The 19,568-nt window shown below is 53.3% G+C and carries 17 protein-coding genes; all 17 read right to left on the reverse strand.

From position 1 onward, the window contains the following. Positions 1 to 10 precede the first annotated feature (10 nt). Positions 11 to 679 (reverse strand): helix-turn-helix transcriptional regulator, encoded by a 669-nt coding sequence (locus ACUTQW_RS09405; protein WP_037431628.1) that lies wholly within the window; start codon positions 677 to 679, stop codon positions 11 to 13. A gap of 52 nt (positions 680 to 731) precedes the next feature. After that, positions 732 to 1,436 carry a response regulator transcription factor gene (locus ACUTQW_RS09410; protein WP_006327636.1) on the reverse strand — a complete coding sequence of 235 codons (705 nt, stop codon included), beginning with the start codon at positions 1,434 to 1,436 and terminating at the stop codon, positions 732 to 734. Positions 1,437 to 1,574: 138 nt separating this feature from the next. Next, positions 1,575 to 2,102 (reverse strand): fimbrial protein, encoded by a 528-nt coding sequence (locus ACUTQW_RS09415; protein ID WP_006327637.1) that lies wholly within the window; start codon positions 2,100 to 2,102, stop codon positions 1,575 to 1,577. A 53-nt stretch (positions 2,103 to 2,155) separates the two neighbouring features. After that, positions 2,156 to 3,208: a fimbrial protein gene (locus ACUTQW_RS09420; protein ID WP_235195950.1), complete on the reverse strand. Its 1,053-nt coding sequence runs from the start codon at positions 3,206 to 3,208 to the stop codon at positions 2,156 to 2,158. Between the two features lie 10 nt (positions 3,209 to 3,218). Beyond that, positions 3,219 to 5,768 (reverse strand): fimbria/pilus outer membrane usher protein, encoded by a 2,550-nt coding sequence (locus tag ACUTQW_RS09425; protein WP_235195951.1) that lies wholly within the window; start codon positions 5,766 to 5,768, stop codon positions 3,219 to 3,221. A gap of 105 nt (positions 5,769 to 5,873) precedes the next feature. After that, on the reverse strand, positions 5,874 to 6,551 hold the full coding sequence (locus ACUTQW_RS09430) for a fimbrial biogenesis chaperone (RefSeq protein ID WP_235195952.1): 678 nt from the start codon (positions 6,549 to 6,551) through the stop codon (positions 5,874 to 5,876). An 89-nt stretch (positions 6,552 to 6,640) separates the two neighbouring features. Further along, positions 6,641 to 7,156, reverse strand: a complete 516-nt coding sequence (locus ACUTQW_RS09435) for a fimbrial protein (protein ID WP_064799129.1) — start codon at positions 7,154 to 7,156, stop codon at positions 6,641 to 6,643. 487 nt (positions 7,157 to 7,643) lie between these two features. Further along, positions 7,644 to 8,192, reverse strand: coding sequence for a tyrosine-type DNA invertase (locus ACUTQW_RS09440; RefSeq protein ID WP_445654845.1), 549 nt, complete (start codon positions 8,190 to 8,192; stop codon positions 7,644 to 7,646). A 786-nt stretch (positions 8,193 to 8,978) separates the two neighbouring features. Then, entirely contained in the window at positions 8,979 to 9,221 is a 243-nt protein-coding gene (locus tag ACUTQW_RS09445) for an acyl carrier protein (RefSeq protein ID WP_037431635.1), read from the reverse strand. Positions 9,222 to 9,223: 2 nt separating this feature from the next. Continuing rightward, positions 9,224 to 10,501 carry a beta-ketoacyl-[acyl-carrier-protein] synthase family protein gene (locus tag ACUTQW_RS09450; protein ID WP_020439690.1) on the reverse strand — a complete coding sequence of 426 codons (1,278 nt, stop codon included), beginning with the start codon at positions 10,499 to 10,501 and terminating at the stop codon, positions 9,224 to 9,226. Then, a complete protein-coding gene (locus ACUTQW_RS09455; protein WP_006327652.1) occupies positions 10,494 to 11,885 on the reverse strand; it encodes an efflux transporter outer membrane subunit in 1,392 nt (463 codons plus the stop codon). The genes ACUTQW_RS09450 and ACUTQW_RS09455 overlap by 8 nt, the downstream gene beginning before the upstream one ends. Then, positions 11,882 to 13,837, reverse strand: a complete 1,956-nt coding sequence (locus ACUTQW_RS09460) for a MacB family efflux pump subunit (RefSeq protein ID WP_020439691.1) — start codon at positions 13,835 to 13,837, stop codon at positions 11,882 to 11,884. Before ACUTQW_RS09460 ends, ACUTQW_RS09455 begins: the two co-directional genes overlap by 4 nt. Next, entirely contained in the window at positions 13,827 to 14,990 is a 1,164-nt protein-coding gene (locus ACUTQW_RS09465) for an efflux RND transporter periplasmic adaptor subunit (protein ID WP_006327655.1), read from the reverse strand. Before ACUTQW_RS09465 ends, ACUTQW_RS09460 begins: the two co-directional genes overlap by 11 nt. Before the next feature lies 1 nt (position 14,991). Further along, the gene (locus ACUTQW_RS09470; RefSeq protein ID WP_445654846.1) at positions 14,992 to 17,124 is read right to left on the reverse strand and encodes a peptidase domain-containing ABC transporter; all 2,133 of its coding nucleotides are present in this window, start codon (positions 17,122 to 17,124) and stop codon (positions 14,992 to 14,994) included. 18 nt (positions 17,125 to 17,142) lie between these two features. Continuing rightward, on the reverse strand, positions 17,143 to 18,087 hold the full coding sequence (locus ACUTQW_RS09475; protein WP_020439693.1) for a hypothetical protein: 945 nt from the start codon (positions 18,085 to 18,087) through the stop codon (positions 17,143 to 17,145). Beyond that, positions 18,087 to 18,752 carry a DsbA family protein gene (locus ACUTQW_RS09480; RefSeq protein WP_006327658.1) on the reverse strand — a complete coding sequence of 222 codons (666 nt, stop codon included), beginning with the start codon at positions 18,750 to 18,752 and terminating at the stop codon, positions 18,087 to 18,089. Before ACUTQW_RS09480 ends, ACUTQW_RS09475 begins: the two co-directional genes overlap by 1 nt. 188 nt (positions 18,753 to 18,940) lie before the next feature. Then, on the reverse strand, positions 18,941 to 19,138 hold the full coding sequence (locus ACUTQW_RS09485) for a DUF4762 family protein (protein ID WP_006327659.1): 198 nt from the start codon (positions 19,136 to 19,138) through the stop codon (positions 18,941 to 18,943). Between the last annotated feature and the right edge of the window lie 430 nt (positions 19,139 to 19,568).

Genomic DNA, 19,568 nt, shown 5'->3' on the forward strand with positions numbered 1-19,568 from the left:
AGTGCTTTAGCTACTCCCCGGAAAATTTCCGGGTAATCCTGGTGTGCAGAGAAAACAATTCGCTATCGTTTGTCACTTGAAGTTTACGCATCGCACTGCATTTATGCGCACTGATCGTTTTGATGCTGCGACACTGCAGATCGGCTATTTGCCGCAGGCTCATACCGTTAAACAAAGAAGCCATAACGTCACTTTCGCAACGAGTCAGCTCGTGCATGACGGAAGTCTCCCGGCAGGCAGAACGAGCCAAACAGGCACCAATCTGCGGACTCAGTACCCGCTCACCGTTAAGAACCCGGTTGAAGAATTCAGCCACCAGTGGCAGTGCGTCATCTCGAGCGACGATGCTGATATTAGGCTGACTCAATAACGGGCCCAACTCTTCGGCACTTTGGCTACGGGTGTAAACCACCACTCTGAGTGCCGGCAATTGCATGCACAGATTAAGCAGAATCTCCCGCCCCTGTACGGTAGTCTCATCCACACCGGCTAACTCCGCAATCAGGACGTTAGCCTGCTGATAGACCACACTATCTGCGGCCTCCCTCATACTGGTTTCCTGCACCACAATCTTTCCCGATCTCGAGAGAGAACCAATAAAACTGGCCAGCCCATCAAGCATTAAGGGACAACGATCCATTAATGCGATGTGTAGAGGTTGATGACGCGAAGAATACATATTCTGCTCCTGTCTTATCTCTCCTGCCGCGTTAATGCGCTGTCAGGCGCCGTTAACGGACAAAGGACGGGCCATTCATGGCCATCCATTTTCCCTGAAGATATAACTCACCATCATTGTGAAAACCCAGCTTCAGCATGGCATTGCGTTTATGTGTACTGACGGTGCGGATATCGCGACGCATCGTCAAAGCCACGCTGGACACGCTCTTACCGGAGAACAACTCTGCCAAGACATCCAGTTCTCGGGTGGTCAGAGGGCGTCCTGGAGTGGCTTCATGCAACTGACGCTGGCGGATCCGGTGGCTAAAGCTGCATTTTCCTGCCAATACCTGCTGTACACAGTGCGTCAGGGCGATAGCGGGCTCTTGTTTTAGCATCAATCCGTGAATACCGGAGGCAATTAACTGCCTCAATATTCTGGACTCATCCAACGCCGTGCAAACCAGCAATGCGGTTTGGGGAGAGCCCGCTTGTACCTCAGCAATCAGGCGTAAGCCATCCAGCACCGACTCTGACTTGCCGCACAGCTCCATAATTAATAAACGGGGCCTGTGTTTGAGCAATACGGACGGCAGATCGGCAAGACACCTGACGTGCAGGATCCTATCCTGGCGATAACCACATGATTCAATTAATTTATTACGTATTCCAAGCGCGGTGACCGGGCAAGGTTCCATAATGACTGCATTACCATTCTTTTTATCGTATGCATCATTTGAAGCTAGCGAAATACTGGGTTGATAATAGGTATTCATATCACCGCCTCCGATTTGTTATTACGGTTACTTGTCCGGTCAGTGTCACCAAATTTAACGTTTTGGGTCGCGATAAAACTTCAGCGTAAATGGCCGCTTGCTCAGAAATCCGCTGCCGTAAGTTCGCCGGATAAATATCTATTCATAAATAAAAGAAATTTGCAGTACACCGTCGATGCTGCCGGGCGTTGCACCGCCATAAGTGCTGTATGCTCGGGCACGGAGATCAAATTTGGCCTCATGCGTGAATTGATTGACCAATTGAACCATGCTCTTATTATTGCCCAGATTTACACCGCTCTGATTTTGCAACTCAATCTGCACTCGGCTCGAGGTCCCGTTGTTCTTATATAAAGTACCGCTCTCCTCTGCCGCCGAGCCGGTAAAGGTCGCAGTCGCCGAAGTTGTGGTGGCCGGACAATTTTTCAGCGTTATGGGAAACTCGACCCATTCGCTGGCAGAGCCGGAGCCAGCCAAAGTGGCGGCGGAAATAGTGTCGCCGAGGTTAACCTGGATATTACTGTTTGCCCCATCTACAACGCAGGGAGCCGCCTTAATATTGCCGGTTATTTGGAGTTTCGCCGCCACCGCTACCGCCGGAATTCCCCCCTGGAAAATACCGACAAGAATCATTATCCGGCTTATTCCGCTAAAGCCATTAAACATCGCAATTTCCTTTTCTTTAAGAATCAAATGACCCGCTACCCATAAAATTCCAGTTATTCTATTTCTGCCTGGATGGTCGCAGTGGCGGTGAATACACCAGCCGCAGGCACCTGCCCGGTGGTGTTTATCGGATACACGCTGAACCTGGTGCTACCACTCTGGCTGGGATAGAGAAAATCAACCGGCAAACGACCGCTGTGTGGCGAAATGGGGTCGCCAAATCGGTCCTCGATCATCACCCCAATGCTACTGTTGCTGGTTCTCAGCGCTGCGGGCATATTGCTATCAACCTCTCCTCTGAATGACAGGCTGACTTTGACTCCAGAGGAAATATTGCGGCAGGCCAGGGTCAACTCTTTCTGGTGCGGGGTAAAACCCGGCGGCATCATCCCTTTAGTCCGAAAGCTGGTAGACAGGATATCGCCAAAATCCACCACTACCGTCTGTGGGCTAATCTCGCAATTTTGCGGTACCGTCACCACCCCGCTCATTGATACGGTAGATACCGGAACCACGCTGCTCACCCCGTTGGATACCGCAACATAGGTTTCAACCAGTTGGGTGCTGGGAATGATGGTCTGACCGACAAACGGGCGCCGAAAGTACAAATGAATTCGCCCTCTGGCACCGCTGGAATAGTGCGCACTGGCGCAACTCTCATCCTGACCCATTTCGTTTTTTAAATTCGATACATTACTGAAGGGGGTAGGAATGTACTCATTCCTATAACCGCCTACATAGACTTCGCTGGCAACAGCCAGATACTCGTTCAACGCGTAATAAGATAAACGTCCGTCGCTATGAGTCTGCGTTGGCAGGCTAGACTTGGCGGTGATATAGGAAGCAGTACGGCTTTTACATTCGCACTGCACATCATAAGTACCGCTCAGGTTCCAGTTATTGCCCGCAGCGTTTTCAATCACCAGGCCGGCGACGTTCTGCGCCGGATTAGTAAGCGTAGGTGTAAACGTAAACGAAAAAGGATGGGGCCCCCCCGACGGTTTACATTGCCCCAAAGCGGCTAGAGCCGGCTGAGCGCTGAGCATAGAGGCAAATAGAACACTATATACAAGCGTTATTCGTTGAGTTGATTTTACTGTTGTCATCACACGCACCTTATAAACACAGACCCTTGACCAAGCGAATCCCACCGCTTTCAGGCTGATTAGCCAATTGATAGCTGACCTGACACTGTTGCGCAGCGCCATTTCCCCACTTGACCTGAAGCCGACCGCTTTCAGCCAACCCAGCCAGGTAAACTTGTCCGCCGTCACCGACAATACTGGCATTGCCCTTCGGATCATTAAGAGCGCTGACGGTCGCGCCGAACGGGACCGGGCTTCCGGCCCTGGTTAACAACGTCATCAGTACGCGCAAACCGACATTGGGACTAAAACTGGCGCGCACTACGGCACCGCGAGTCGGGATCACCGTTTGACTGCTGAGGGTCATATCCACATCGTCGGCAAAAGAATCACCGTCCAATCCAACGATATTGCGGCGGTACGGTGTCAGATAGGGCACTACCGCATAACCGCGCCAATCGGTATTCACGCCGGTCTGATTCAGCACGTTGACGCCCGCGGCACCGGGCGCCTGTACCAGCGCTACCGTGTCGCCCAATGGCTGCGACAGCGTGATGCCGTTTTGATGCACCAAAACACCGCCCTGGATCCCGTAGTTCACCTGCTGACGATGACGATCGTAGCCATAGCCCAGGTTCAGCTCAGCCAAGGAGCCTTTATAGTCGGCTTGAATGCTGCCATTGGCGCCTCCCCCTTTTCCGGTATATCCCTGGCTGAGGCTGTAGTTCAGGTTATTGCCTTCCAGTGCGCTGCCACTCAACCCAAGGTTATGGCTGGTGGGGCCATTGCGGCTGCTGTTCATGTTGTAGGTGGCGTAACTGCCCGGCAGCCATTTATTCAACGGGACGCTGACGTTAAAGGCCAGGATGTGATCGCGCACGTTGGTACGCTGGCCGTTACTGTCAAAACCGTTCTGGCTGAAGGTGTAATTGAAACCGTAGCTAACGCTTTGCCAGTTGTTGTTGTAGCCGACGCTGGCCGATTGCGAACGGCGGCTATCATTCCAGTAATCCTCGTTGAACAGGCTGAGTGACAGCGTTCCGCCCCCTTCCCACAGGTTCTGGCTCAATATCAATTCGGCGCGGCTTTTCTTGTGGTCGTTATATTTGGCACTGTTACCGCCATAACTTTCCAACGCCTCTTGCAGGGTATAGAAGCCGCGAGTGGAATAGCGATAACTGGCCAGGCTGAAGTTGGTGCCGGTTTCGATAACGTTTTTACCGTAGCGTAAACGCCATGATTGCCCCTGGTCCTTGGGCTGGGTTTCCTGTTTGGTCCAGGCTTGGGTAACGTCGGCGGACAAGGCCCCGACAGTTCCCAGGTTTTGCCCCCAACCCAAAGCCAAGGCTTGATACTTGCTCGCGGCCTGTATGCCGCCGTATAAAGTCGCGCCCCAAGGCAGCCCATAAATGCCGGTAGCCTGACTGAAAGGCCGTTCATCGACCTCACTGCCGTAAGAACGATATGTCCCACTGGTGAGGCTGTATTTGAACCGTCCCTCACGCTGCAGAACCGGCACTACGGCATAAGGCACCACAAAGTTTTGCTCCTGGCCATTGGCTTCCCGCACGCTCACATTCAGATCGCCACTACCGCCGGTGGGGTAAAGATCGGTTATCTCGAACGCACCGGGCGCCACATAGCTTTGGTAGATCACATAACCATTCTGTCGAATCACAATCTGGGCATTGCTGCGCGCAATCCCACGTACTATCGGTGAATAACCTTTCATGCTATCCGGCAGAATTTCATCTTCCGAGGCCAACTGACCGCCACGAAACTGCACGCTGTCGAAAACATCACTAGAAGTGGTGCTATCACCCAAGGTCAAACGGCTCTGCAAGGCAATGATATCGCGCTGCAAATAGGTATTGATCGAACGCCATGAAGAAGCGCCACCGCTGTGCTGATTCCACACCGAATAGTTGCGCAGCCGCCAGGCACCCCAGTTAATTCCTGAGCGCAGGTTGAGATAATAGTTGTCATTGCCCTGCCCTTTGCTTTCACTCACCTGGCTGTTGGCACCCGAGAAGCTATAGTTGATCAACAGCGCCGGTACGCCGGCATCCCACTTGTCAGGGGATACGTAATCTCGCGCGTGCAAATGCAAAGCAGCCTGGGGAATGCTCAAATTCAGCCGCAACTGGTTGAACAAAAAAGTGGCCTTTGCCTGTGGAATGGCCTGCTCCAGGTTGATGCAATCATCCGAGCCGGCGATCGCGGGAAGTGAATTCAACCTGACACCTAACTCGGTCAGTTTTTCAGCGCTAAGGCAGGGCTGCAGCGTTTTTTTCCCTGCCGCATCCTGCTGGAGCCTGAACTCGACATCCAGGGAATCCACCTGCTGGCCATTAAGATAAAGATCGACCCGGTAACTTCCCGGTGCCTGGGTGCTATTTTCCTCGAAAACTGAAAGATCCGCTCCGCGCAGCGCCGGATTATCTATTTCCAGCAACGCAGGGTTAAAGTAATCACGCGCTTGCGCCACGCTCGGTGAATTCAGCAGTATCGCCAGGCAGGAAAACAGACATGCCAAGATCGCCTTGGATCTTCGCAAACCAATACAATTCGGGTTATTCATCGTTTTAACTCCCTGTCCCGATCCTTTCGGCCGCCGCTAAAATCAGGCAAGCCGTATCCTTCCCCCATTTTCTGTCTGGGGATAAAAGCGTTGTAAAATAATCCGTTATAACGTACTGGCGAACGTCTTTCCGGTACCTCCGTAGTCATTGATTATTTGCCAACTGAGGTTTCCACCAGTGCTCCCCCCCGCAGACAGCGGGAAACTGGCGGTGGCCTGCGGCGCAACCATAGTGCTGCCGGCAACGGCACTGCCGTTGAGCTTTAAATTGAAAAAGGTGAGGTAATAAGGAGACGGGTTGGTCACCCGTAAAGCGTTGCCGCTGCGCTGCCACGTCAGCTTGCCGACCGCCTCTTCCAGATTGCCGGACAGGCCTTGCGGGCGATAAATCAGCTTGATGCGAGTCTTGATCGCAATTTGCAACGTGTTGTCTTTCTTCTCTACCGACGGAATGGCTTTTACATTCAGCCAATACAGCGACTCTCTGTCTGACGGCAGATTGCCGCCCGCGCGCACTACCCGCAAAAGGTTATTTTGCCCGCCATCCAGCCGGAAAAGTGGTGGCGTAATGATAAAAGGCGCTTTGGCACTGTCGCCCTCTTGCGCATCAACCCACGATTGGATCAGGTAAGGCTCGGCGTCCGGATTGCTGATATTCAATGCAGACTCTTTTTTGGCGCCGTCATAAATCAGACGGGTCCCGCCCACCACCACCCCAGCCTGGGCCGGCACCCAAAACATCATCAGCAACGCTGCAACCAACGTGAAATATCCTGCTTTCATTCTCTTTGCGTCCTGGTCATCCATGAGTAAAGAGCCAGAGATAGCTTCCCCTGGCCCATTTAACTAACTGCCGAAAGTCAGCTAAACCCTTATTGGTAGACGACGGTAAAGTTTGCCGTCGCGTTGGCGCTACCAGTACCAACAGCTGCATAGGCGTAATAACGGGCCATAAAGTCCAGCGTGTTATCCCCTGTGGAAACCAGAGTGTAAATGCGTGAATCTACGCCCAGATTAATCACGCTGTTCTGATCATCCAGCAGCTGCACCCCCACACCGGTCGCTGCATCAGTGGCCTCCGTCAGCGTCAGTAAACCGGCCTGCCCCACGACTTTGGTTCCGTCAAAACGCACCGTGGCACCAGAAACTGTTTTCGGGCAGTTTTTCAGCACCAGGCTGAACTGTTTGGCCCCTGCGGTCTTGCCCGCGGTGAATGCGTCTTTGGAAACCTTACCCAAGACAACTTCCTTGTTTTTTGATGTGGTATCTACGGTACAGGACTGATCGGTAATCGAGCCCTTGAAGTTGACTACGCCATCGGCAGCGAATGCCGAAGTGGCAAATACGGAAGCACTAACAACGGCTAAAGCCAGCAGATTCTTTTTCATCCTACTAATTTCCTTTTAATTAATGCAAAAAACGCATTGGTTTATTTCCGACATAACCCTATGTCACTCCTTTTTATTTAGTTCGCAAACCAAGATGTACTCTCCGACAGGGGTGATTTATTGCCGCGAGCCTATTCATCCAAACGGTTCATTTTGAACTAAAGTGACTCCTTTGGTTTTTTATGCTGATTATTTTATTTATTTTGGTTTTTTATAAACAATTAATTAGGTTAAATAAGAGCAAGTAGTTAAAAACACCAGAGCGTTGGGTGGGATATTTAGAGAGGTTGGAAATTAAGCAGGATTATACTTAGATCATGGCTGGCTATAATTTAAATGAATACCGCTCATCCTTTTGTTTTTAAATAAAAAAATCGAATATTTAGGAAAGAGCTGATGCGAGTGTTGACATTGGTTTTACACGTCCTTACAGTATGTTTCAGTTTAGTTCAAAGTGACTCCTTAAATATATTAACTTAAATCCTGCTTACCAAATTTCCTTGAATCTTTGCGCGTTGCTGGCGGTATAAATGACTGTATTCTGGATATTCTTATGCCCCAGGTAGTCCTGAATTAACCGGGTATCGATCCCACGATCGGCCAACGCAAATCCACAGCCGTGACGCAGCATATGAGGGTGAGCGTTTACTTCCAATTTAGCCGCTCTGCTGTAATGCCGAATCAGAGAATAAATTCGTTGACGTGACAGGCGTCCTCCCCGGTTGGAAAGGAATAACCATTTTCCATCGGCCCCACGGTGCTCTTTGCGTTTTTCCAGCCAGCGCCGCAGGCATTGCCTTTCACGCAGGTATAATGGGTGCACGGTGGAAAAACCATTCTTCAACCGATGGACATAGATATTGCCGCCCTCCAGATCGATATCCGAGAGTCGCCAGCCGCCAATTTCACTGGCGCGACAACCATGTATAAAACACATATATATCAGGCAGTAATCACGTTCTGGATTCTTCCCCTGCAGCGTAACCTCAAGCAACCTTTCAACTTCGGAAGGCATTAGATGTTTACGATTGGACATGGTACCTCTATTACTTTGATCAGAAAAATGTGGCTGTCATTTTCCTTTTACATAACCACAATGGATACGCGGAGCGTACTCCGGTTTACGGATAGGTTCCTGCATCCTGCGCGGAGTATAGCGGATTTGATCTGACTGAACAGCTCTGGTTGAAGTTGAAAAATGCCGACATGATTTATGCTAAAAATGAACCGCATGCTGAGCATGCAATCCTGAGTAAGGTTAATGATTTCAACACGCACAACCTCTATTTCATTAAAAAAAAAACCATTTAGAACACCAAATAAAGCGATTTTCATCACAAGAACCGGCGAGTCGTCGCTATAAATAAAGAATATTCCTAACAATGTTTCACGGCTGTTCCAAGCCCTGTTTTATATGTAACAAAAGGAACTAAGAATACTCACACAGTGTATATTGATAATTTCATCGTCTTATTTATCGATATCGAGGAATGATAATCGGGGACGGAAGAGAAGTATTAAGGAAGAACAGCCATACCTCGATGTGAAACCTGAGGCCTCTTATTATCCTCTATGGGTTTCAAGTTGGCCGCTCAAGCCGCATCCATGCGCTCGCGGCATTCGTACATCCCTGTACAGCACAGCCTGGCACCCAACCACCTCATCTCAAGGAGCTTACTCAGGTAAGTCGCTGGGGTAACAAATCTGCCCGGAGCAGATTTGAACGCTGCTTGCTGCGGCCCGGAGGAGGAGTGGCCCATGGACGGGCCACGTAAATACGTGCAGGCAACAACGCTGCGCTTGAAAGACGACGGATAGACAGTTATTGCGAGGACATATAATGACAGAGCTCTGATAATGTCAGATCCGGCTGGTCAATAAACATCTCCGCACTGAGTGATATCCCGAACTCTCGCTTGGCCAGCAGCATCAACTCCACATAATCCAGGCTATCCAAGCCTAACTGCCGCAAAGGTATATCTGCCGACAGGGATGCCCGATCCAACTCCCTGGCCTCGTATAGCAGGGTGCAAACAGCTTCATGCAAGATTTGGTACTTTTCCATCATCATTCCTGCTGGTTATTAATATCGGCCTTGCCAAACACCAATGCCGCATTAGCGCCCCCAAAACCAAAGCTGAGGTTCATGACGTGCCTCAAATCCCCGCAGCGATGCCCTTCGCTAACATAGTCAAGATCGCAGGCCGGATCGGCCTCGTTCAAATGACAAGTGCCCGGCATTACCTGTTGCTGAAGAGCCTGCAAACAGAGGATGGATTCATAGCTGCCGGAGGCGGCGATCAGATGGCCGGTATAAGATTTGGTACTGGAAAGTGGAGTTCGGTATGCATCCGCTCCCAGCGCCAGTTTGATGGCTTCGGTTTCATTTAGATCGTTGAGCGGCGTTGAAGTGCCATGCGCGTTGATATAGTCGATTTCGTGGCTGCCAAGACCCGCCTGCGCAAGAGCCCGTTGCATGGTTTTCACTCTGGCCTGCTTGTCATCCGCTGGAGCAGTAAGATCGAAGGCGTCCGAATAATTGCCGTATCCTTTGATTTCTCCCAATATCGTTGCGCCGCGCGCCAGAGCGGCATCGCGTTCTTCCAGGCACAGCACCGCCGCCCCTTCAGCCAACACAAAGCCGTTACGCGCCCGGCTAAATGGGCAACTGGCTTTGGTGATATCCTGCTGCTCATTGCTCAACACACGCAGTACATCCATATTCCATATAGCGCCATTGTTCCTCAGCGACTCGGCAGCGCCGGCCAACATCATGGTTGCGCGGCCACTGCGGATAATCTCAAACGCCTCGCCAATAGCTATGCTCCCCGTTGCGCAGGCAGCGACAGGTGAACTCTGATATCCCCTGAGCAACCAACGCTGGCTGCAGATCGCCGTCGCGATATTGGGCATCGCATGAAAACCGCCGAACAATCGGCCCAGGCCTGAATACTGATAATCCACGTTATTCACCAGGATCTCATCCTGCCCGCCCCACCCGCTGCCGATAATGGCACCGCAATCCAGCGAAGGATAAAAATGTGCCGGCCCAGTCGAAGCTGAAGAGAATGCCATGTCTATCGCTTCCGTCGCCGCCGCCAAGGCCAGCCGAGCAAAACGCGGTAATCGACGCAGGGTCGCCCGCGATATGCCTTCAAGCGGCGGCTCTTCATCCATCAACGCAAAAAAACGTGAGCGGATCCCCGCAGCCGATTTGTCGTGATACCGGTAGGCTAATCGGCACGCCATAATAGCCTGCCAATTTTGTTGCGCATTGGTGCCTAATGCCGTTACAGCACCGTAGCCGGTTACCACAACCCGCCTGTGCAATCTTCCCTTATCCATGTTTAATTCCTTTCCCTTGATTCCGAGATGCTGCGCCCCCCAGCGCCAACCACAGTTGCATGGTGGCATTCAGATAACGGTACTGCTGCTCCGATAGCGCATTCTCACTGGACAACAGCGCATCCTGAGCATCCAGCAACGTCTGCAATGACACCGCACCGGCCTGATATTGGTTCTGCGCCAAAATAACGCCTTGCCGACTCATCGCCAGATGCTGCCGTTGGTTGTCGATTTGCCGCTGCGCTTCCAAACGCTGCTCCATAGCATTATCCACGTCCGCCAAGGCGCGATAGACGGCATCACGAAACTGGATTTCCGCCTGCTGCGCCTGCAACAGCGCTTTCTCGCTGGATAATTGCATCTTGCGCCATTCAATAAACGGCAGCGTCAAAGACATCCCCAGCACGCGCGTCGGATCGCTGAACCATTGCCGAAAGACCCGGCTGCCCGCCTCCAGCGCCGCATCCAGGCTCAGTGCCGGATAAAAATTCAAACGAGCCAACTCGGCTCCCGCCAGAGCAGCTCGCAACCGCCGTTCCGCAGCCTGGACATCAGGCCGCTGCGCAATCACGGCTACCGGCTGGCGTTGAACAATGGGGATACTCTCGATAGCCAGCGATTGACGCTCCCAGCGCCGTGCAAACGGTGACTGACCAAACAGCAGTGCCAGGGAATTACGCGAGTTCTCCCGTTGCCGGCGCAGGTCATGCTGCTGGTTTTCCCGTTCAAGCAACTTTTGCTCGGCCTGCAACACTTCAAACTTTCCGACGTCACCAGCGGCATGCCGCGCCTTCACCCGTTGCACGGTGTTTCGGGCGATCGCCACCGCAACCTGCTGCTGTCGATTTTGCTGGTTCAAATTGGCGATTTGCCAATATAAGCGAGCAGCGGTGCCAATCAGCACCAGCGCCGTATTTTTCCGGTCCAATTCGGAGGCGTCGGCCAGCCATTCAGCCTGTTCACGGGCACGCGCCAACTTGCCCCACAGATCCAATTCATAGCTCAGGGAAAAGGCCGTCTGGTAGATCTCCTGAGGTCGCGCTGCGCCCTGCAGCGTTCTGATATTGCGGCCACTCAGGTTGGCGGCCATATCCGGGGTCAGGTTGCCGTTCACCAGTTCAGCGTCCAAAAGGGCCTCGCGCCATTGCAAGCCGGCCAGTGCCAGATCTTGATTACTTGCCAGCACAGCGCCGATCACCGCCGACAGCAGCGGATCGTTAAAATTGTCCCACCAAGCGCCATCGCTACGTAGCGCCCCGACATCCTCGTCGGCAATGCGCCATTGTGACGGCAGTAATAGCTGCCGCTGCGCTTCCCCGCCGACAGGGCTCCCCCCGCAACCACCGATCAGCAAAACAAAAAGCAACGTTAAAAATTTTCTCATTCGCGCGCCAATGCCTCTACGGGCTGTAACCGGGCGGCGGTGCGCGCCGGAAAAAAGCCAAACCCCACGCCGATCAGCGCCGAAAAACCACAGGCCAACAGCAATGGCGGCCAGGTAAATACCATGGTGACCTGAGGCGTCAACCAGGCCAGCGCCAGGCAAACCAGGGCGGAACAGGCAATGCCCATGGCGCCGCCCAAACTGCAGATGACCACCGCCTCTATCAAAAACTGGCGCATAATGTCTCTTTCCCTGGCGCCAACCGCCAAGCGAATGCCTATCTCATGGGTGCGTTCCGTTACCGACACCAGCATGATGTTCATCACCCCCACTCCGCCAACCAACAATGAAATGCCTGCGATGGCGGTAATCAGCCAGCTCATGGAGGCGGAGGCTTTCTGTAGGGCTTGCGTCATCTGGTCATCGGTCACCGTGAAAAAATCCCGCCGACCATGTTCCAACATCAAGCGCCGCTCCACATCACCTCGAGCCTGGGTCAGCGAAAGCCCTTCCCGCACACGCATCACTATCGACTCCAGCGGCATGTCGCCCGATATGCGGCCGGTCAAAGAGGTGTAAGGCAACCAGGCAAGTGGCTGAGCGCCGGCGTATTTAGCTCCCTTGCGTTCCGCCACGCCTATGACCCGATAAGGAACCCCCGCCAGAGGCAGCACTTCTCCGATCGGATCCCGCAAGGAGGAGAACAGCACCTGCCTAAGCTGCGTATCGATAATCACCACCGGTTCGCGTTGGTCTAAGTCCTGTTGAGTAAAAGTGCTGCCGGAGATCAAACGGGTGCCCTGCGTCCGAAAATAACCGTTACCGACCCCCATTACGGGAAGTTGCACCTGCTTGCCATCCCGAACGGCCAGCACCTGGGCACTGGCTACCGGGGAAACGCTGTCGATATACGGCAATGCAGAGAGCAGTGCGACATCCTGCAAGCTCAGCGAGCGTTCAAAATCCGGGCGTTTCTTTTCCCATCCCAACCCCGGGCGGATCTCCAGCGAGCTGGTACCAAGCTGACTGATTTCATTCAGGATGTTTTGCCGGGTCCCCTCGCCGATGGCGATCGAGGAGACAACCGCAGCGATGCCGATGATGATGCCGAGCATCGACAATAACGCCCGAACCCGGTGCCCAAGCAAAGCGCGCCAGGCCATGCTGACGGCCTCCCTGAAAGCCGGCCAGAGATGCGCCCGACGAAGCGGGGCGGAAAGCGCTGGAAAATGCCCGTCAGCCGAGACCCGACGCGTATCGTTATGACGATCGGTAACGATCTCTCCGTCGCCGATCTCAATGATCCGCTCCGCTTGCTCCGCAATCCGGCGATCGTGCGTGACGATGACGATGGTATGCCCGGCCACGTGCAACGCATGCAGAATGCCCATCAACTCCTGGCCGCTGACACTGTCCAACGCGCCGGTAGGCTCATCCGCCAGAATGATTTCCGCACCGTTCATCAGGGCGCGAGCAATACTGACCCGCTGCTGCTGCCCGCCGGACAGCTGGGCCGGGCGGCGCCGCCCATGTTGGGACAATCCCAAACGCGCCAGCAGGCTCTGCGCTCGCAGGCGGCGCTCAGCAGCAGGCATAGCGGTATACAACGCCGGGATCGCCACATTTTCACTGGCCGTCAGGTAGGGCATCAGGTGATAGCGTTGAAAAATAAAACCGACATGGCGGCTTCGCAGTTGCGCCAACCGCTCGCCGTCTACCTGCTGAATCGCCACATCGTTGATGCGGACTACGCCTTGAGAGGGTTTGTCGAGACAGCCGATGATGTTCATCAGTGTCGATTTTCCGGACCCGGAGGCACCGACAATAGCCACCATTTCACCACGCCGAATGCACAACGAGATGTGTTTCAATATCCGTACCCTGTGCTCGCCGGCGTTGAAGTCTCGGGAAACATTTTCCAAAACGATCACTGGGGTGGCCTTAGCGGTCATGATCTTCCTCTGCGTCATTCTGCGGTGCCATTAGCACCCACTCACCTTCCTCCAGCCCTGCCAGAACTTCGGCGTAACCGCGATCGCTAATGCCTGTCCGCACCTGGCGCGACAAAGTCTGTTCCCCCTGGCGCACCCGAACCTGATATAGGCCCACGCCCTGCGGCGCACCGAGCGCAGCCATCGGTACCCGCAGCACGTTCGTCGCCCGGTCGGTAACGATGAACACCTGCGCCGTCATCGAGGTGCGCAACCGGCGCTCGCCGTTAGCGACGGCAAAAACGCCGTTGTAGTACACCGCCGACGACTGCTGGCTCAGATTTCTGCTCATTGGATCGGCCTCCAGTGCCTCGGACGGCGCTTGCTGTATCGTCCCCATCACGCTGTCATAGCGCCATTTGGGATCGGCTGCCGAGTAGAACCACAGCGGTTGCCCCACCCGTACTTTCAGGATGTCGTTTTCCGATATCCGGGTATGCACCATCATGGTATCCACGTTGGCCAGCACCAGCAGGGTCGGCGCACTCTGCGAAGAGACAATGGTTTGCCCTTCCTGAGTAACAATGCCCAACACTTCACCGTCAATGGGGGCAACAATGCGGGTAAAGGCCAGGTTAGCTCTGGCGGTTTCCAACGCCATTTCCGCCTGAACGATTTGCGCCTCATTCACCTTGAGTTGCGCCAGTTGGGCATCCCGCTGCGCCCGAGCCTTTTCCAGATCGCTGAGTACGCCGGCACTATCTCGTCGCAGTACCCTCTGGCGTGTGAGTTCCAGTTGGTATTGCGTCAACAACGCCTCATTCATCAGTTTCTGCGCCTGCGCGCTTTGCAACTCAGCCTGTGATTTGCGCAGTTCGTTTTTCTGCAAGGTCGGATCTATTTCAGCCAACAGTTGCCCCTGGCTCACTCGATCGCCCTGTTTGACATACAGCTTTTTCAACTGCCCGTTTACCTGCGCGCCCACATTGACCTGCAGAGCCGGTTTTAGAATGCCTGTGGCCAAAACGTTTTTCTCGATGTCGCCACGGCCGATGCGCACTGCGTTCGACGGCTCCATTGCGCCCGGACGGTTCAGCAGCGCCAAACTTCCGGCGATCGACAGCACAATGGCAAACAGCCCCATCAGGCTGAAAAGCACTTTTTTCCTCATCATGTCACTCAGCCGCCGTAGGGCATCTCACCGCTGCGTGGGGAAAAGCTGCGGTTTCCAAGCGACCTTCCGCCATGTGTAAAACCCGATCAAACAGCGGCAGCAGCCTCTGGTTATGGGTAACGGTAATCAGTGTCTTACGGTGTTCCCGACAGTGAGCCAATAACGTAGCTATCACCTTACCCGCAGTGTCTTCATCCAGATTCGCCGTCGGCTCATCCAACACCAGTACCGGGCAATCGCTGTACATGGCGCGCGCTAACAACAGGCGCTGGCGCTGCCCCAACGACAAGCCGGCGTGACTTTCCCGCACCAGCGCATTCACCCCTCCCGGTAACTTCGCCACCGCGTCGGCCAGACCCAGTCCGCGCAGCGCCTTTTCGACCCTCGCCCGTTGCCCCGGCACCGGCGACGCAAACAACGTAATATTCTGTAATACCGAGGCATTGAACAAAATATCCTCCTGACTTTGCAGGAAAAACAGCCCCTGGGCCGCACCGCCGTCGATCGTTTGGCCGTCCAATTCCAGCACGCCATGTTGAGGCACCAGCAGACAGGCCATGACCTTAAGCAGGGTACTCTTGCCGGCGCCGGAACCGCCGGTAATGGCGATGCACTGCCCCCGTGTCAGGGACAGCGACAGACCCCGCAAAATCGGTTGGCCGGCATCGTAAGCAAACGTCACCGAGCGGTAGCACAAGCAAGCGTTGAAGCCAGACGCCCGGCCGCCGCGTTGCCCGGCAGCAGAAGGCAAAGCGGGGAACAGATCCCGCGCCCGTTCGTCAATCACATGCAGTTGGTTTTTATGCAGGACGGAAAAAAAGATCTTGCTGGTATAAGAAGTGAAAATTTCACGGATGAAACTGTAGGCAAAGAATGCCCCCAGACTGAGCTCGCCGTTCCTCAATAATGGCAACGCCAGCAGCATGAAAAACACCATCTCCAGGCTGGAGATCAACTGGTAAACGCTGCCCTTCACCTGCTCATAGATTTTTTGTTGTTGCAGGCAGTTAAACAACGAGAGAGCGTGGGCGGCGAAGCCCTGCTGCCGCTGGCCGGTAAGGCCGGCAGATTTGATGGTTGAAAACCCCTGGATGGTCTCCAGAATAAAGTCATTTTGCGCAGCGCCTTTCGCCTGCAACTGCTGGGTATAGTAGCGATCCTGATAAATGGCCCATACGCTGACGGCTCCCATCAGGAACATGCCGATCACCGGCACCAGGGCCAGCATCGGGCTCAGATAACACATCGCCACCAAGGCTATCGCACCGATAATCCAGTCGGTGCGCAGGCTGTTATCCAACTCTATTTTTTGCCCGGCGGCCATTTGCCAACTGGTAAAACGGCTGAAGATCTCACCCGGCGCACGTTTATTGAAGAAATTCAGCGAATTATCAAGCAAACGGGAAAAGCCGGCTGCACTGTGCAGCAAAACGAAATGCTTGATAAAGCGTTCGGTAATCATGCGAACGGCCAACGCCAGGGCGGTCGAAACCACAAATGCCAACAGGTAATAGAAGTAAGGAAAACCCGCCTCCCCCGCAGTCGAGAATACCTGGTTAATCGCGCTGCCCACCATCACCGGCATAATGAATAACGTCAGCGAGATAAAAAATGTCATGGCCGCCAGGCGATAAATACCGGCAAGGGCGGCGGTATCTTTCATGCTCAGGCTGGCGAACGCGCGCCAACGCCCGTTGCGCTTCTTTCCTGCGGGCATAGGGGATGTAGAGGCCCCTTCGCGATCCAACACCAGCGCATAGCCGCTAATTTCTGCTTTCAACGCGCCAAGGGGCAGCAGCTGTTGGCCGAACGCCGGGTTCATTACACAGACGTAGTTCCCTTTACGATAAGCCAACACGACATAATGGCCCGCGCCGTAGTGCAAAATCGCCGGCAAAGGCAGAGCGGCGAGATCTTGATGTTCAAACGCCACCGGATAAGCCGGCAGCGCCAATTCGGACAGTATGGCGCACAGCGTCGCCAGCGAAGTGCCGTGCTGCGACGCCGGATAACGTTCCCGCAGCTCCGTCAAAGACGCCTCGATCCCTTGAGTTTCCGCCAGCATGGCGATACAGGCCAATCCGCATTCATTGATTTCGCTTTGAAAGACCGGCGTTGGAATAATGTGTTCCATGCTTTTTTCATCCCTGACTTATTCATTAATAAAAAACAATGAATGCGAATGCCATAACAGCCACTCATCCGCATGCCGAACCATTGTCCTTTCCACTATCCCTGGCAGGACATGACCGATATTTTCTGCAGCAACAGGTTCATCGATATGAATGCGGATCCCGCCGTCGTAAGAGAGTGAGTAAAACACCACCTGGGCCTGTAACGCGCGCGACAACCGGGCAATGCCGCTGTGCAAATGCGCCGGGCGATTGAACAAACGGCAGGCCAGCTTGGCCGAGAGATCCTTATTGCTGTTCAGCGTGTAATCCGGTGTGATATCCGGGAACAAAATAATATTGCGGCGATGTTCTGCGGCTTCCAGCATCGCCTGCGCCAACTTGCCGGCAATCCGCCGCTGATCGTCGTGAATGGAACAAAGGTCAACATTCTGTTGCCACTTTGGAGCCTGTCGCAGATATTCCTGCGCCTCGCCCGAGACAATCACCGTGGCCAGCCCCGGATACACCCCAGCCCCCACCAGCGTGGCCAACACGTCGGAAACCGTATGCATCGGCGCCAGGATCACCGGAACTCCAGACCGGTGCAAAGGCTCCACCACCCGGTTAAGCCGGGCGGAACACTGTGCTAATTGGCCCAAAAGCTCGGCGTTATGTGCGTAAACCGCGGCAAAATCCAACAACCGCCGCCGCTGCATCAGCCATGAAAAATCCAGTTCATCCATGCGCCCCAGTAAACTGCGATAATTCGCCATGGCCACCGCGCTCCGGTTGCGCTGCCCAGACGGCAACAGTGACCGGCAATGCAGCCGATGCCGGAGCCCCAAATAAAGGCGGTAATCCATACGTCGCAGCATGGCGCACACCAGCAGATCCCTTAGACCGACGAGCTTTGTGGTATAGCGAACCATGCCGTCGAGGCCATTTTTCCATGCCAGATAGACCCATACGGAAAAAAAGCGCATCAGGGCTCCAGCGGCTTATCATGCTGTAAGAGAGACAGTAACTGCTCGCTGAAGGCCGGGAAGTCACGGTCCTGCACCGCCAGCCATTTCCTGTTGACGATAAAGCTCGGGGTAGCATTGACCTGGTAATAGCGGCTTACCGACGACATATACGCCAGCAATTCTTTCACCGGAGCAGAAGCACTGGCCCTCTCGTATGCCGCTTCATCAATGCCGTTAGCCTTCAGCCAACCGACAAGGTGCTGCTTATCCGCCAAATTAATCTTTTCTTTTATGATCGCCTGATAGGCGGCCGGACGATGCCGCGCTTCGATCCCCATGACCGTCAGCGTGGCAAACAGTGGCGCAAACGCCGCCATACCGCTTTGATCGTCGTCATTGAGGTGCAGCCGTATCAAACGGGTCCCTGCGGGCAGATTTCTTTCCAACTCGGCGATATTGTTTTCATTAATCTCGCAATAATGGCAGGCATAAGAAAACACTTCGACAATAGCATTAACCTCTGTTAATGGGCTGTCATTTACCTTCTCAGGCGCAATAGCTCTCACGCCCTCACTTTCGGGTTGATTAATAACGTAAACGTGGAAATATACCGAAGTCATAATGGTTGTAATGACAATAATGAAAAATGTATAACTAACGAATAACAACGGACGTTTATACATGGGGCGCATCCTGCGAACGAACCAATATTCAAACCTGCCAGGTGAACATTTATTATGGAAATCCAATACCCTGAGGAACGGTAATATTATGCTATCGATAAAACGCCGGCAGGGCCAAGGCGGGGTGGCACAAAAACCACCCCGCTTGATAACCCTTAACCTAAATGCAGGCGTTCAGCCCATTTGGGTTAATTAGGCACGCTGGTACCACAGCTGGCCGAAGGCGCCGGACGGTAGGTTTTTTTCACTCCGCCGAATTTATCCGCGCAGGTGGTTACCAGGTTGCAGGTCCGGTTATTGCCGTTGCCCACCCACTCGAAATTTTTGGCACAGGAGAAAGTGCCGCCAACGATTTTTTCCGCTTCAGACAGATTGATCTTTTTCATTACAATATCCTTATTTATATTAAAATCAGAAATACACTACGCTATTGTTTTTCACCTCAGGCAAAAAACAATTCTGAAAAACCATTGCAGGGACAATTGACTAACGATGAAACCAAGTCGCAAAAATAATAGCCTTCTCAAACTGGCAGATCAATACAATTATTTACATTCAGCCATAGCGTTACTTTACCCGCTAAGTTTTATTGATAAGATAACTCTATTAAAAAACAAATAAAAAACAAGAAAATAAGAAAACCCCAGTAATAATGGGAAGGTAACGGAAAGGATAATTCTTAAATTAGGCGCTATTTAAATAAGAAACAATCAGATCTGACCAGTTGAAAAAGCCGGTAAGCCGCGATGAAAAGATTGCTTCCTGACGTGCCGGATTTACACTGATGTATCAAACCGGTCTCTGCGATGACAGGAT

The sequence above is a fragment of the Serratia sp. TSA_7 genome (genome assembly GCF_052692135.1).